This window comes from Alcanivorax sediminis (genome assembly GCF_009601165.1).
Taxonomy (GTDB): Bacteria; Pseudomonadota; Gammaproteobacteria; order Pseudomonadales; family Alcanivoracaceae; genus Alcanivorax; species Alcanivorax sediminis.
In genome coordinates, this window is record NZ_WIRE01000001.1 from 2,613,231 (window position 1) to 2,626,602 (window position 13,372).

Genomic DNA, 13,372 nt, shown 5'->3' on the forward strand with positions numbered 1-13,372 from the left:
CGCGTAAAGTAAGGCCCGCAGCCAGCTGACAAGATGTCAGACAAGGGTGCAGGGCCTCAGCAGGGTGCTAACCATATTGCGCACCTACCAGCTTGGCAAATGACAAATGGTTATCGTACCGATAAGCGGGTAACAGGCTGATTACACCTGATTACGCTTTTCAGTCACTGTTGTGGCCTGATATGACAGAAAAAGACATGGAAGAGGGGCATCTTGTGCCCCTCATCCCTCAGGTTGCGGCTATCGTGGGCTGATGAACGCTGCCCGTCAATCCACCGGGCTGATTGTTTTCTGATCAACCAGCAGGATATCCTCCTGCTCCTGCATTTGGATGAATGGATCAAGGATCGTGTTTCCCCTTACTTCCGCATCGATAACGTGCAGGAAGGTGTAAGCCCCGAGCAACTTCCGGAACAGGAAGATAAACTCCTTCGGCGGCACATCAAAGTGCACAGAAAGGGCATTCTTGCCTGCCTTGCTCATGATGCGGGAGGGGAGGTCACTTTGACCCCAGCGATATTCCAGCTGCTCATTGAGCAGGTTGGACGGCGGGGGGAAGCGTTCCGGATCCTGCAGCACCTCAACAGCCTCGAAGCATAGGGCGGCGAAATCATCGAGAATCCGTTTTGGGGTACCACGGGCGAGAAAGTCCAGCGCGCTCAAGGCTCGGACGAGTCGATCGCGATCGTGATGATAGGAGGCGCGAATCATTTCGCGGCCGGGGCCAAGCACCTCGTTATCAAAATCACGAATGGCGCCGAAATCCAGCAGCACAATCTGATCCTGTTCCGGCTCTGAACCAATTCTCAGCAAATAGTTGCCGAAATTAGGATCAGTTTGCATCTTGTTCCACTCAAATACTTCACGGCAGCACAATTCCATGATGGCTCGCCCAATGAAGTTACGCCGAGTCTGTGACAGCCCAAGCACAGCGGGGTCACTCACCCCGATACCTTCCTCAAAGGTCATGCACATGATGTTGTGGCTGGAGTATTCGGGAATGATTTCCGGGACCACAAAGCGCGGGTCATCGGCAAGAATGTTGCGGAAGTGACGGGTGGTGTGTGCCTCCAGGTCATAGTCGACTTCTCGACGGAGCATTTCCTGGACCTCAGCAAGCCACATGTTGAACTGCTCGGTAATCGGCACCATCCGACTCAGCTTAAGTAGCCGAACCAGTGCACGCATATCCGAGTCGATGGCATCCGCCACGCCGGGATACTGGATCTTCAACACCAGCTGGCGCCCGTCAGACTTGCGAGTAGCACGATGTACCTGGGCGAGAGACGCAGCACCCAGAGGAATGGGATCTACTTCCAGCTCTGCGAGTTTGACCTCGCCCAGCTGTAGCTGGAGATGCTTTTGGATTGACGACCACTCGAGCGCGGTGGTCTGATTTTCCAGAGTATGCAGTGCCGTAGTGACTTCCTCAGGCAGGAAGTGCTCTCCAAAGAGCGCCATCATCTGGCCAATTTTGACAACAGACCCTTTCAGCTTGCCGAGCTCTTCGACGAGCTCCTGAGCCCGGGCGGAGAGAATTTCCTTGCGCCGCTCTTCACGTTTGTCCTTGCTGGTAAAAAATGTACCCGCGCTGGCCGTGGCGTACTTGGCCCCGGCCATAAAGCCCGCTTTCGCCATGGAGAAGCGGCGCTCAACTGAGCCAGTTTTTACCCGTTTTACCGTTTTTCGTGTCATTGGCGAGGAAACTCCATTTGCCATCCTGAGTGCCGGTGGCATTCTAGCGGGTAAACCTCACCCGGTCATTGTCCAAACCGCCGGGGTTACAGTCGGGATACCACAACGGGAAGGATAGAAAAGAATGGCAAGAACCTGGGTATTGCTTCGTGGCCTGGTCCGTGAGCAGAAGCACTGGGAAGACTTTCCAGCAAAAATGCAGGCTGCGCTGCCCAACGACACCGTTGTCACACTGGATTTGCCCGGTAACGGGATTTTCCATGATCAGCCCAGTCCCACCTGCATCGGCGGCATGGTGATTCATGCAAGAGAACAACTCAAATCACAGGGGCATAATGGGCCTTATCATCTGGTCGCCCTTTCCCTTGGCGCCATGACCGCGGTCCAATGGCTTTCCCAGGCGCCAAATGAAGTGGCTTTTGCCGCGTTGATCAACTCCTCTTCAAGCCGGTTCAGTCCATTCTGGCAGCGGCTGAGGCCTGCGAACTACGTCCGACTGATTCGGGAGGCCATCCTGGTCAGGGATCCTGTTCGCAAGGAAAGAGCCATTCTGGAAATCACCTCCAACCTTCACGACCAGGCTTACCTCCATCAACTGGCTGACAAATGGGTGGAATATGCCAGGCTACAGCCTGTGAGCCTGACAAACAGCCTGCGACAGCTTCTTGCCGCCATGCGTTTTCATGCCCCGGCAAGCTTGCCTGGCTCTGTGCCTGCCATGATCATCTGTGGGGGAGGGGACAGACTGGTTAGCCCCAGCTGTTCCCGTCGTATGGCAGAAGCGTGGCAGCTGCCCCTCAAGGTCCACCCCCAGGCTGGCCATGACCTGCCTCTGGATGCGCCTCAATGGCTGATAAACACCCTGATTGAAGGGGTAACATAAAGCACATATTCGTGTATTGACCACCTTGGCTGCGGGCCTTACCTTTGATTCAGAACTCATCGGTTCTGATAAAAACAAAAGTTGTGAGGTAACCCATGGCCACGCCGCAGGAGCTTTCCCGTTATCAGAAAGGCCCGCAAAACCCGCAAGAACGTATCTTGTGGGACCGTTACTCCCATGCCAATTTGGACCGTTGGCGTCGCATTCAGGATCCGCTGGCCGACCGCTGCGCCGCACAAATCAAGTTCACTCGCCCTTCGGGGCTCCTTGAAGAAGTAGAGCGCAGGGCCAAAGAGGAGGGCGGAGACTTTCAGGCCTTCCTTGATCACTGTTACACGGTGCCTTCCTGGGTGGACTTTGAGGAGATGGAGTTGGGGCGGCGGATGTATCGCCGTAACGGCGCGCTGCAGGGGCTGGTGCTGATGTGCTCCAGCCTTGTAGAAGGCTATGCACACAACAAACCCTCCCAGGTACTGGTGGCCACCGGCCGGCTTCAGAAAGATGTTTCCCGAAGGATCTATGAAACCGGGCAGATGCTGCACAATATCGTCGGTGATGACGGGCTGAAACCGGGCGGACTGGGGCACCGGACCATTATGGAGGTGCGACTGCTTCATGCGGCTGTACGCCAATTTCTGCGTAACAATCCACGCTGGGATGAGGCCAAGTACGACATGCCCATTAACCAGGAGGACATGGCAGGGACCATTCTTGAATTCGACTTCATGGTGGTGCGTGGCCTGAAGCGCCTGGGGGTCCGTATCAGTCGCCGCGAACACGAATCCATGCATTATTTCTGGCGCTATGCGGGCTATTTACTGGGTGTCGATGAGGCCCTGCTTACCACCACTCTGGAGGAGCAGGAAATATTGGCGCTTCAGCTCACCTCGCACCTCTATGATCCGACGCCGGACAGTGAGTCTTTGGCCAAAGCGCTCCTGAAGGATATGGCAGGCAAGCCACCATTTAATCTGCCTTACGACGTTCTGCTGGCCTTCAGCCGCTACCTGATTGGCGACAGCGTCGCGGATGATCTCAACATCCACAGCTCCGTTTCCTCAAGTTCAGCGGTACATGTGGTAAAAACCGCGATCAGTGCGGCCAGCATCAGTATGAGAATGCTACCGGACCCGGCGAAACGGGCGCTGGAGGGTTTCAATCACAAGCTGGGGCGCCGTACTCTCCAGGCAGGGCTGGGCGGGAATCCCGCTCGCTGGGGGTTCAAGTCATTGGCCTGAGAAGAAAATGGACATAAAAAAACGCCGGCGTAGTGCCGGCGTTTTTTTGGCGCGCAGAAAGTATCAGCCCTTACGCGCCACCTGATGGTCGGTAATCAGGTCAATCAGATCCACCAGTATCTCGCCTGTCTCTCGTACATAGGGGTCTTCATCCATGGCCTCATCATGGCTTTGGGGGTCTAGGGCGCGCTGTTCTTCAAGGTCACGCAGCGCCTTGATATCTGACAGGGGCTCTTCCGCCCGTGCCTTGCGTCGGTTGTTCTCAATGGCCAGACGCCGCTCATCGAAATCTTTCTGCATGGAGGCCCGCTTTTCCATATTCAGGGAGAGCTCTTCCATGTTGCGGTTATGATCGAGCAAGGCACGCAGGGATTCCACATAGACGAATTCGGGATCCTGCTTGATGCGGCTATCATGGCGCTCACGAAGCATGGGCAGGTAGGGCACCATGTCGCTCACGCGCTGATAGCTTGCAGAATCGATCTCGTCCCAGGGCATGGCATTAGGCAGGGAGCTTTCCCCCACATCTGCCTTGTCGATCAGGGACGGCATGTCCACATCAGGCACAATACCCAGGTTCTGGTTGCTGGAGCCGGACACCCGATAGAATTTGGCATTGGTCATCTTCAGCTTGCCGTGGTTCAGATCCAGCAAGGTCTGAACGGTACCCTTGCCGTAGGTCTGGTCGCCCACGATCAGCGCACGACCGTAATCCTGCATGGCACCAGCAAAGATCTCGGAAGCGGAAGCGCTGTAACGGTTAACAATCACCGCCATGGGGCCCGCGTACAGAACTCCGGGGAACTTGTCCGCCTCGACACTGACCCGGCCACTGGATTCGCGCACCTGAACCGTCGGTCCGCGATTGATGAACAGGCTGACGAGCTTGTTCACTTCCAGCAGAGAGCCGCCACCATTGTTGCGCAGGTCGATCACCAGACCATCGATATTCTCTTTACGCAGCTCAACCAGTAGCTTGGCCACATCACTGGTGGTGCTGGTGTAGTCCGGATCGCCACGGTGGAAGGCGGCGAAGTCCAGATAGAACGCCGGTATTTCGATAATGCCCAGCTTGCGGGTCTCGCCATGACGCTGGATTTCGATGATATCCTTTTTCGCTGCCTGTTCTTCCAGTACCACCTTGTTGCGCACAATACTGATAATGCGGGTGTCGTGTTCGCTATTGCTTCCGGCAGGAATGATTTCCAGATTGACCTTGGTACCTTTCGGCCCACGAATCTGGTCGACCACCTCATCGAGACGCAGGCCGATCACCGGAGCAGGAGTATCTTCATTCTGGGAAACCCCCACAATACGATCAGCGGGCTTCAGCTGCCCACCCTTGGCCGCTGGTCCACCAGGCACAAGGCGCACGACCTTGGTATAGCCATCTTCGTACTGCAGCACTGCGCCAATGCCTTCCAGGGAACGACTCATGCTGATATCGAAGTTCTCGGAATTGTGCGGTGTAAAGTAGGTCGTATGCGGATCAAAGGTCTGTGTGAGAGCGTTGATGTAGACCTGGAACACATCCTCAGGGGTGTTCTGCTTGATGCGCTTCAGCTGGCTTTCATAGCGACGGGTCAGTCGGGTCTGAATGTCCTTGTCGTCCGTATCGTTGAGACGCATGGTCAGAACGGCATTTTTGAACTGACGTTCCCAAATGGCATTCAGCTCATCTTCATCTGCGGCCCAGTCCGCCTCTTCGCGGTCAACACGCACACTTTCATCACCATCAAACTTGAGCTCGGAAAGATCAGTGTTCACCATTTCCAGCATGGCATTCAGGCGTTCTTCGATACGGGTCTGGAAACGGTTAAAAATGGTGTAACCGGCCTCCAGTTCGCCATCACTCAACTGATTATCGAGCAGCTTGCGATAGCGATCGAATTCCTTGATGTCGCTGGCAACGAAGTAAAGGCGATTGGGATCCAGGTCCTTCAGGTACTGGTCAAGCACCCGACTGGATAACGCATCATTGAATTCCAGCTTGCGGTAGTGGTATTTGAGCTTGTCCGAAATTTCCTCGGCCGCATCAGTTTGCTCACTGGTCGGCTTGAGGGCCCCTTCAATCTCCGGTGCAGCACGAAGGCTGCCGGTGACCTGAAGGGCGCCACCCAGCAAAAGAACCGACAGCGCAGCAGGAAACATCTTTCGGACTAATGACATGCGTTTTCTCAATGGATTGCCTTTTTGTGACCGGGAAACAGCTAGTCATGACCAACACAGCTATTATCATAGACCCGGCTTTGTCAGCGGTGTTCCCGGTTTGACAGATCAGGAACCACCAACTACCTAAATTTCATATAGTTACATGTAAACCCTAGCGCAAGGGGGAAGGTTTGCACAGACTCTTTAGCCTGTTTTTCCTCGCGGGTGTCGCCGGCGCCTGTGTTCAGCTTGTTATGGGAGACATGGAGGCACCGGGCCGATTAGTCAATGCCCTGTGGGCCGCAGCTGACCTGGCTGTTGAAGTTTCGCTGGGGCTGATCGGGGTTCTTGCCCTGTGGAGCGGTCTGTTCAGACTGGCTGAAGCCAGCCGTCTGGCTGACAGGATTTCCCTGTGGTTAACCCCCTTGTTGAGCCGTCTGATGCCAGGGCTGAAACAAAATCAGGCGGCAACAGCGCCCGTCACCATGAATCTGGCTGCCAACATGCTCGGGCTCGACAATGCCGCGACGCCACTGGGCCTCAAGGCCATGGAGGCCCTGCAAACCGGCAATCCGGCACCACGAACAGCCACAGATAGCCAGATCATGTTTCTGGTGCTCAACACATCCTCTGTCACTCTGGTGCCCGTGACGGTACTACTGTTTCGTGCTCAGCAGGGTGCTGCGGATCCGGCAGCGGTATACCTGCCATTACTGATGGCGACCACCATATCCACCTTTGTGGGCGTGTGGATAACCAGTCGAATTCAGAAGATCCCGCTTTTTCAGCCCTTGATACTGCTGGTGGCGGGTGGCTGGCTGGCACTGCTTTCAGCCCTTGGACTGGTCGTCTGGTTGTCACCACCGGATGTGGCCAATACGCTCTCCAGCCTGCTTGGCAATGGCATCTTGCTGCTGGTGCTGGCCGTCTTCTTTATCGCTGCCTGGCGAACCCGCGTGGACAGCTACGATGTGTTTGTTGAGGGCGCCAAGGAGGGGTTTACTACTGCTGTCAGGATCATTCCGTACCTGGTGGCCATGCTGGCGGCCATCGCCATGCTCCGTGCCGGCGGTGTGCTCGAATTATGCTTGTCTGCCCTGCGGGCCATGGCCACATCCGTCGGCATGGATACCCGATTTGTGGAAGCGTTGCCGGTGGCCCTGATGAAACCGCTCAGTGGCTCCGGTGCACGTGCCGCCATGATAGATGTCATGCAGACCCAGGGAGTCGACTCTCTGGCCGGCCGCATGGCCGCCGTTATGCAGGGCTCTACGGAAACCACCTTTTATGTGCTTGCGGTCTATTTCGGCAGTGTTGGAATACGGGACTTTCGATATGCACTGTGGTGTGGCCTGGCCGCTGATGCGGCGGGGCTGGTGACCGCGATTCTGGTCAGCTACGCGTTCTGGGGCTGATGTATCAGCCGAAAGGTGAGGTTGATCCGACCCTCCTGCACGCGAGCGCGACGGGGCAGGGCGTGCTGGAAACGTGCCTGAACCTGGGGACTCATGAGCAACAGGGAATTATCCGGTAAAACCAGCCGAGCGCACTGGCTCCGGTCTCCTTCACGTCGGCGAAACACGAAATCACGACTGGCCCCAAGACTGAGTGAAGCAATCCAGGGCTCCGGCCCCAGTTCGGGCTCATCATCACTGTGGTACCCCATGCTGTCTGCACCACTCCTGTAATAGTTACCCAGCACACTGTTGAAGCGATGTCCTGTCAGGCTCTCCACTTGATGCAGTACCGGCTTCAGCACCTCCGGCCAACCCTCCGCGGTTTCCGTCAGGCCGGAGTACCGGTAGGAAATGCCTGGCTCACCTTGCCAGGTTGTCAGCCTTGGGGTGAGATGTTTTCGGCCAAATACCTGGACCTGAGGTTGATGCCATCTCAAGGAGTCACGAAGCTCCGCAAACAGATTACATGCCCACTCTGGCGGCAATGCGCTCTGCCACAAGGTCAGCACAGCACCCTGATCCAAAGTAACAATTTCGGGTTGGCAAGGCTCGTGATTGGCAGTCATCATCAGTAACCAAAGAATATCAAGGTCGGCCTTACTGGTTCGACAAGGAAGGACCATCATGCTTCATCTTTTCGCCATTGAAAATGGCGTGCTCAGGGAGAAGGAAAACGCTGGCGAGGGTATCGCTGCGGGCCACCCGCAGGAGGCAACCTGGGTCGATGTGGTGGAACCCGACGAGCAGGAACTGAGTCAGGTTGAATCCTTCTTTGAAGACACGCTGCCCGCTGATGACAAAGAAGAAATTGAATCTTCAGCGCGTTATTTCAGTGATGAGCATGGTTTGCATGTTCACTCCCTGTTTCTGCATCAGTCCGACGGCCGCTCCCGCACTTCCACTGTCGCCTTCGTGGTTCAGGAAGAACGATTGATTTCGTTCCGCGATGATGTACGCATGGCCGATTTCCGGCTGATGCGCATGCGCATTCGCCGCGGCTGGGTAAAGGTTTCCCAACCCATGGATATCCTTCTCAGCATCCTTGATCAGAAGGTCGAAAACCTGGCCGACGCGATCGAAGATGTACACCGCGACCTGGAGCAGGTGGGCTACAGCGTACTGGAAGAGGAGAATGGTGAACTGGATCAGGATATCGAACGGCTGGCCCGGCTGGAGGACACCAATGGAAAGATCCGCCTGTGCCTGATGGATACCCAGCGAGCCATATCCTTCATCCAGCGCTACGTCCGTTCCGACAAATACCGCCGACGCACCTGTGCAGAAATCCAGCACGACATCGACACACTGCTATCCCACACCACCTTCCTGTTCGACAAGATCAACTTCCTGATGGATGCTGCCCAGGGTTTCATCAACATCCAGCAGAACCAGATCATCAAGATTTTTTCCATTGCCGCCGTGGTATTCCTGCCGCCAACCATGATCGCCAGTATCTATGGGATGAACTTCCGGGTCATGCCGGAACTGAGCTTCGAGTTTGGCTACCCCATGGCCATCGGCTTGATGATCCTCTCTGGTATCGCGCCGTACTGGTATTTCAAGCGCAAAGGGTGGCTTTAAAGGGCAATTAATAGTTAGTAGCTAAGGTCAAAGGTAAAAACCCCGCAGCTGCGGGGTTTGGCTTTTCGAAACTCGCTGCTCGTTACTCGCTTCTGTGCCAGCCGGTCTCTGATTCGTTGGCTTTGCCGTCTTCGGCCAGTTTGATCAGGTGGGCGAGGAGGGAGAATTCGGCGACGCCGTGAAGGAAGGTGGGGACGTCGTCGTAGACGGTTTTGACCAGCTCTTTCAGGCCTTCTGGGGCGGTTGTCAGGTTTTCAAGCACTTTGTCTTCGCGCTTTTGCCGGTGGGCCAAGGTGTGGCTGAGGGCTTTTTCCGGATCTTCGATCACATCACCGTGGCCGGGTGCCATCATGGTAATGCCGCGGTTCTGCAGCTTTCGCAGCGATGCAAAGTAGGCGCCCATTGAGCCAGAGGGTGGAGCAATAACCACGGTGGAACCCTGGATCAAGTGGTCGCCTGTGAACAGTAGTCCATCTTCGGTGAGAAAACACAGGTGATTGGAAACGTGTCCTGGCGTCTCGATGACTTCCAGGCGGGCGCCACCGCAATCAATGATGTCACCCTCGGTAAGCAGGGTATCCGCCTGCCAGCTTTCATCCTGGAGCCCGTCATCGGGCACAAAAGGGCCAAGGCAGCGGGCCCCGGTAGCTGCAACCAGCGCTAGTGCACCGGGAGAATGATCGCGATGAGTATGGGTGACAATCACCTGGGTAATGGGCTTAGCCAGACCCTCGGCAGCATGGAGCAATGCCTGCAGGTGATCATGATCCACAGGGCCGGGATCAATCACTGTGAGGCTGTCCTTGCCATACAGATAACTGTTGGTGCCAGGTCCGGTCATCATGCCGGGATTACGAGCCAGCACTCGCCAGGCATGGGAACCAATGGGTGTGGCCTGGCCTGGTATCAAGGACGCCATAACGACTCCAGGGTGTCAGGAAGGCGAATTGTGACCATTATCACGCCATCTTGCCAGTCCGGGCCAATCAGAGAGAGGGGTAGGCCAGTTTCGACAGGGGGGTAATATCCCACTTATCCGGCTTCTTGCCGGCCTCCGGATGCCGCGCAACCAATGCGAAAGAGTAATGCCTGCCCGCAGGGATGAAGAGCTGGAGTAACTGCTGTTGCTGATCAATAACGTCGCAATCGCTTGCTCCTGAGGCGCCATTGCTGCAGGCAAAGGCGCTTGCCTGCAGGGTAATGCCTGCCAGATCCAGGTCACTGTCATTAAATATCGTCCCGGTGAATCGCACCCCCGATTCGGAGCTCACCATGTCAGCCACTTCCACGCGGATGCCCTCCGGCGGGAGGGTGACCTGATCACGCTTGCCTGGATTGACAACCCCGTATATCACCACGGACGACACTATGGCGACGATTGTCGCGGTGACCGCAAACACTCGCTTGCCTCGCTGCCAACTGGCAAGCAACAGCGTGACCACGGCGATCAACATCGTTAATAACAGCAATAGGCGCATTTCACCTCCTCATGTGCAGACCTGCGCTGCTTTGATTCATATAATCCCACAGCGACATGTAAAGGAGAACATCATGCTGATCGTAGTTTCCCCGGCCAAAACGCTGGATTATGAAAGCCCTTTGCCCACCTTGAAAACCACGCAGCCTCGCATGCTCGATGACAGCGAGGTTCTCATCGATCGGGCGCGCCAGCTATCACCGGCGGATGTGGCCAGCCTGATGAAGGTCAGTGACAAAATCGCGCACCTGAATGTGGAGCGGTTCGCTCAATGGCAGCGCCCCTTCAACAAAAAAAATGCTCGCCCGGCAGCGTTTGCGTTCAAGGGCGATGTCTACACTGGCCTTGAGATCGAAACGTTTACCGACTCCCAGTTAGAGCGGGCGCAGAGTCATTTCCGCATGCTCTCAGGCCTCTATGGTGTATTACGCCCACTCGATCTTATGCAGCCGTACCGCCTGGAAATGGGCACCAAGCTCGACAATGATCGAGGAAAGGATCTCTATGCATTCTGGGGCCACACTATCACTGATCAGCTCAATGCGGATATGAAAGCATTGAAAACGGATGTCCTGGTCAATCTCGCCTCTAATGAATACTTCAAATCTGTGAAAGCCAAAGATATACACGGCCGCATCATCGAGCCTGTATTCCAGGACGAGAAAAACTGCAAGTTCAAGGTAATCAGTTTTTACGCGAAGAAAGCGCGAGGGTTAATGGCCGCCTGGATTCTGAAGAAGGGGATTAAAGACCCTGCAAAACTGGTGAATTTCGATGTGGCGGGCTATCGCTACTGCGAAGACGAATCCACGGCAGACAAGCCGGTATTCAGAAGAGGAGAACAATAGGCAGGCGGACGAGTGCAAGCAGGAAACGCAAAATCCGACATTGACCAGGCTTTGCGTTTCAACACTCGCAACTCAATACCGATTAGTTATCCTTGTCCTTGTTTTCAAACTCGCTTCTGGCCGCCAGAAGACCGGTTTTGAGGCCATCCCAGGCAATTTCGAGACCATCCTTGATGTCCTGCCAGGCATCTTCGCTGCGGGACTCCAGGTCTTCCAGCTTGGCTTCAAACTCTTTCCGCTGTTCATTGAATTCCGACAGCTTCTCTTCGGCTTCCTCTCGCCACTCGTGGCTGAGATCGCCAATGCGAGCCGCCAGGCGGTCACGCTGATAATCCCAGTCTTCCAGTTTCTGACGGACAGAATCTACAAAGTCCTTTTTCTCTGACATGGTCTTCTCCGTAATCAGGATTTCCAGGGGGTCTGAAAATCATCAGGCTTAACCACCAGCACATCACAGCTGGCCCGGGTTATAACGGCTTCGGCAGTGGCTCCCAGTAGCAGCCGTTCTGGCAGCTTTCGGTGCACGGTACCGACAATCAGCAAATCTACGTCGTTATCTTTGCAGTAGTGGGACAGGGTAGGGGCCACAGCCCCCTCAAGCATGACCAATTGATCAGAGGCAAAACCCTGGCCACTGGCGAACCGCTTGAATACCGCTTTCTGGCTCTCCTTGATATCTTCAAGGCTGCCACTGAACTCGGACAGGGCTTCCCCCATGAGCAGCACCAGGCTGTCGTCTACCGCATCCATGACATGGCAGACTTTCAGCGAGCCATCCAGCTGCTGCGCTATCGCCTGCGCCTGCGCGGTGACTTTCACCGACAATGAGTCAACCTCATCCTTGCCCGTCTCAGGGTCCACCGCCAGTAGTAGAGAAGGCGGGTTCTGCCAGGGTTGGCTGTGGATACAAAGCACATCACATGGCGCCTTGCGGATCAGCTGCCAGTCACGCGGGGTGAACAAGTGTCGCTTCAAACCACTCTCGGCACTGGTGTGCACCACCAGCACGGCGGGGTTGAATTGGAGGATGATGTCGCGCAGCGCATCGATTTCACGCTTTTCCCACAGCACGTGCGCGCTGCAGGTCATGCCGTGGGCCAGTGACGCGATCCTCTTCTCCCAGGCATGACGAATTTGGGTCGTGGCGGCCTCCAGTCTCTGCTTGTCATAACCCACCGCACGCACCATGGCGGAGCAATAACCGTTAACGGCAATAACGAGCGAGGTGCCACGGGCGGCGGCCAACTGCTTGGCCTTCTCAAAAGCGGGCTGAGGCGACTTGAGATCGGTATCCAGCACGACCATGACAGGCTGTGTCACAGGGAATCCTCCAGGGCAGGATCATGACCACACAGTTTGCCACGATCGAGAATCTCTACCTCACGGCCTTCTGCTCGCAACCAGCCGTTTTGCTGGAAACGAGTGAAAATGCGACTCACTGTTTCAACCGCCAGGCCAAGGTAGTTGGCAATGTCATAGCGAGACATGGGCAGTCGAAAAGCACGGTGACTCAGGCCTCGGCGCTGATGACGAGCCGACAGCGAAAGTAGCAGGGATGCCACTCGGTCATCCGCATTCTTCTTGCTGAGCAGCATGTGTAGCTCACGATCAGCCCGAATTTCATTACTCATCAGACTGAAAAAATGATGCTGTAAAGACGGAATTTTCTGCGACAACGCTTCCAGCTGCGAGAAGGGGATTTCACAGACTGTGGCCGTTTCAAGCGCTTTGGCATTGGAAATGTGATGAGCGGTACTGATCCCATCCATGCCAAGCACTTCCCCGGGCAGGTAAAAACCAGTGACCTGCTCATCCCCCTGATCACTCAGCACATAGGTCTTGATGGCACCGGATCGCACGGCATAGACCGCCTCAAAGCTGTCCGAAGCACGGAACAGGTGCTCGCCACGCTTTAGCGGGCGGCCTCGGTGAATAATATTGTCCAGCTGGTCCAGCTGGGCGGGGGCAACAGCCAGAGGCAGACAAACCGGACTAAGGCTGCATTCGCTACAGGAAACATGCTGTGACACGGGGTAACTCCC

At 55.6% G+C, this 13,372-nt stretch carries 13 protein-coding genes; 5 read left to right on the plus strand and 8 right to left on the minus strand.

What is annotated here, in order from left to right:
• Window positions 1-267: 267 nt before the first annotated feature.
• Complete coding sequence (locus GFN93_RS11940; protein ID WP_153501294.1) at window positions 268-1,695, minus strand: ABC1 kinase family protein; 1,428 nt, start codon at window positions 1,693-1,695, stop codon at window positions 268-270.
• Between the two features lie 124 nt (window positions 1,696-1,819).
• Here GFN93_RS11940 and GFN93_RS11945 point away from each other — a divergent pair, with 124 nt between their 5' ends.
• Together GFN93_RS11945 and GFN93_RS11950 are read left to right on the plus strand one after the other, a co-directional pair.
• Window positions 1,820-2,578: an alpha/beta fold hydrolase gene (locus GFN93_RS11945; RefSeq protein ID WP_153501295.1), complete on the plus strand. Its 759-nt coding sequence runs from the start codon at window positions 1,820-1,822 to the stop codon at window positions 2,576-2,578.
• Window positions 2,579-2,673: 95 nt separating this feature from the next.
• Complete coding sequence (locus GFN93_RS11950; protein ID WP_153501296.1) at window positions 2,674-3,816, plus strand: oxygenase MpaB family protein; 1,143 nt, start codon at window positions 2,674-2,676, stop codon at window positions 3,814-3,816.
• A 63-nt stretch (window positions 3,817-3,879) separates the two neighbouring features.
• Here the strand turns inward: GFN93_RS11950 and GFN93_RS11955 are convergent, their stop codons facing one another.
• Window positions 3,880-5,985, minus strand: a complete 2,106-nt coding sequence (locus GFN93_RS11955; RefSeq protein WP_153501297.1) for a carboxy terminal-processing peptidase — start codon at window positions 5,983-5,985, stop codon at window positions 3,880-3,882.
• 173 nt (window positions 5,986-6,158) lie between these two features.
• Between GFN93_RS11955 and GFN93_RS11960 the strand changes: the two genes are divergently transcribed.
• On the plus strand, window positions 6,159-7,382 hold the full coding sequence (locus GFN93_RS11960) for a nucleoside recognition domain-containing protein (protein ID WP_153501298.1): 1,224 nt from the start codon (window positions 6,159-6,161) through the stop codon (window positions 7,380-7,382).
• On the opposite strand, the gene GFN93_RS11965 is transcribed toward GFN93_RS11960, so the two are convergent.
• The gene (locus GFN93_RS11965; RefSeq protein ID WP_235901817.1) at window positions 7,364-8,050 is read right to left on the minus strand and encodes an alpha-ketoglutarate-dependent dioxygenase AlkB family protein; all 687 of its coding nucleotides are present in this window, start codon (window positions 8,048-8,050) and stop codon (window positions 7,364-7,366) included. The genes GFN93_RS11960 and GFN93_RS11965 overlap by 19 nt on opposite strands.
• Here GFN93_RS11965 and corA point away from each other — a divergent pair.
• Window positions 8,049-9,005, plus strand: coding sequence for a magnesium/cobalt transporter CorA (corA, locus tag GFN93_RS11970; RefSeq protein WP_153501299.1), 957 nt, complete (start codon window positions 8,049-8,051; stop codon window positions 9,003-9,005). The two genes, GFN93_RS11965 and corA, sit on opposite strands and share 2 nt — an antisense overlap.
• An 82-nt stretch (window positions 9,006-9,087) precedes the next feature.
• On the opposite strand, the gene GFN93_RS11975 is transcribed toward corA, so the two are convergent.
• Window positions 9,088-9,924, minus strand: a complete 837-nt coding sequence (locus tag GFN93_RS11975; protein ID WP_153501300.1) for an MBL fold metallo-hydrolase — start codon at window positions 9,922-9,924, stop codon at window positions 9,088-9,090.
• Window positions 9,925-9,991: 67 nt separating this feature from the next.
• Complete coding sequence (locus GFN93_RS11980) at window positions 9,992-10,483, minus strand: hypothetical protein (RefSeq protein ID WP_153501301.1); 492 nt, start codon at window positions 10,481-10,483, stop codon at window positions 9,992-9,994.
• Window positions 10,484-10,556: 73 nt separating this feature from the next.
• On the opposite strand from GFN93_RS11980, the gene yaaA reads away from it, so the two are divergent.
• A complete protein-coding gene (yaaA, locus tag GFN93_RS11985; protein WP_153501302.1) occupies window positions 10,557-11,330 on the plus strand; it encodes a peroxide stress protein YaaA in 774 nt (257 codons plus the stop codon).
• An 82-nt stretch (window positions 11,331-11,412) separates the two neighbouring features.
• On the opposite strand, the gene GFN93_RS11990 is transcribed toward yaaA, so the two are convergent.
• Genes GFN93_RS11990 through fnr form a run of 3 tightly spaced genes read right to left on the minus strand, consistent with a single transcriptional unit; the run spans window position 11,413 to window position 13,360 of the window.
• Window positions 11,413-11,718, minus strand: a complete 306-nt coding sequence (locus GFN93_RS11990) for a sll1863 family stress response protein (protein WP_153501303.1) — start codon at window positions 11,716-11,718, stop codon at window positions 11,413-11,415.
• A 14-nt stretch (window positions 11,719-11,732) separates the two neighbouring features.
• Entirely contained in the window at window positions 11,733-12,650 is a 918-nt protein-coding gene (locus GFN93_RS11995; RefSeq protein WP_328594585.1) for a universal stress protein, read from the minus strand.
• On the minus strand, window positions 12,647-13,360 hold the full coding sequence (fnr, locus tag GFN93_RS12000; RefSeq protein ID WP_328594587.1) for a fumarate/nitrate reduction transcriptional regulator Fnr: 714 nt from the start codon (window positions 13,358-13,360) through the stop codon (window positions 12,647-12,649). The genes GFN93_RS11995 and fnr overlap by 4 nt, the downstream gene beginning before the upstream one ends.
• Window positions 13,361-13,372: the final 12 nt, after the last annotated feature.

Excerpts from the sequence above, each read along its gene's own strand:
- GFN93_RS11940 (WP_153501294.1), bottom strand. The coding sequence starts at position 1,695 with ATGACACGAAAAACGGTAAAACGGGTAAAAACTGGCTCAGTTGAGCGC.
- GFN93_RS11945 (WP_153501295.1), top strand. The coding sequence starts at position 1,820 with ATGGCAAGAACCTGGGTATTGCTTCGTGGCCTGGTCCGTGAGCAGAAG.
- GFN93_RS11950 (WP_153501296.1), top strand. The coding sequence starts at position 2,674 with ATGGCCACGCCGCAGGAGCTTTCCCGTTATCAGAAAGGCCCGCAAAAC.
- GFN93_RS11955 (WP_153501297.1), bottom strand. The coding sequence starts at position 5,985 with ATGTCATTAGTCCGAAAGATGTTTCCTGCTGCGCTGTCGGTTCTTTTG.
- corA (WP_153501299.1), top strand. The coding sequence starts at position 8,049 with ATGCTTCATCTTTTCGCCATTGAAAATGGCGTGCTCAGGGAGAAGGAA.
- GFN93_RS11965 (WP_235901817.1), bottom strand. The coding sequence starts at position 8,050 with ATGATGGTCCTTCCTTGTCGAACCAGTAAGGCCGACCTTGATATTCTT.
- GFN93_RS11975 (WP_153501300.1), bottom strand. The coding sequence starts at position 9,924 with ATGGCGTCCTTGATACCAGGCCAGGCCACACCCATTGGTTCCCATGCC.
- GFN93_RS11980 (WP_153501301.1), bottom strand. The coding sequence starts at position 10,483 with ATGCGCCTATTGCTGTTATTAACGATGTTGATCGCCGTGGTCACGCTG.
- yaaA (WP_153501302.1), top strand. The coding sequence starts at position 10,557 with ATGCTGATCGTAGTTTCCCCGGCCAAAACGCTGGATTATGAAAGCCCT.
- GFN93_RS11990 (WP_153501303.1), bottom strand. The coding sequence starts at position 11,718 with ATGTCAGAGAAAAAGGACTTTGTAGATTCTGTCCGTCAGAAACTGGAA.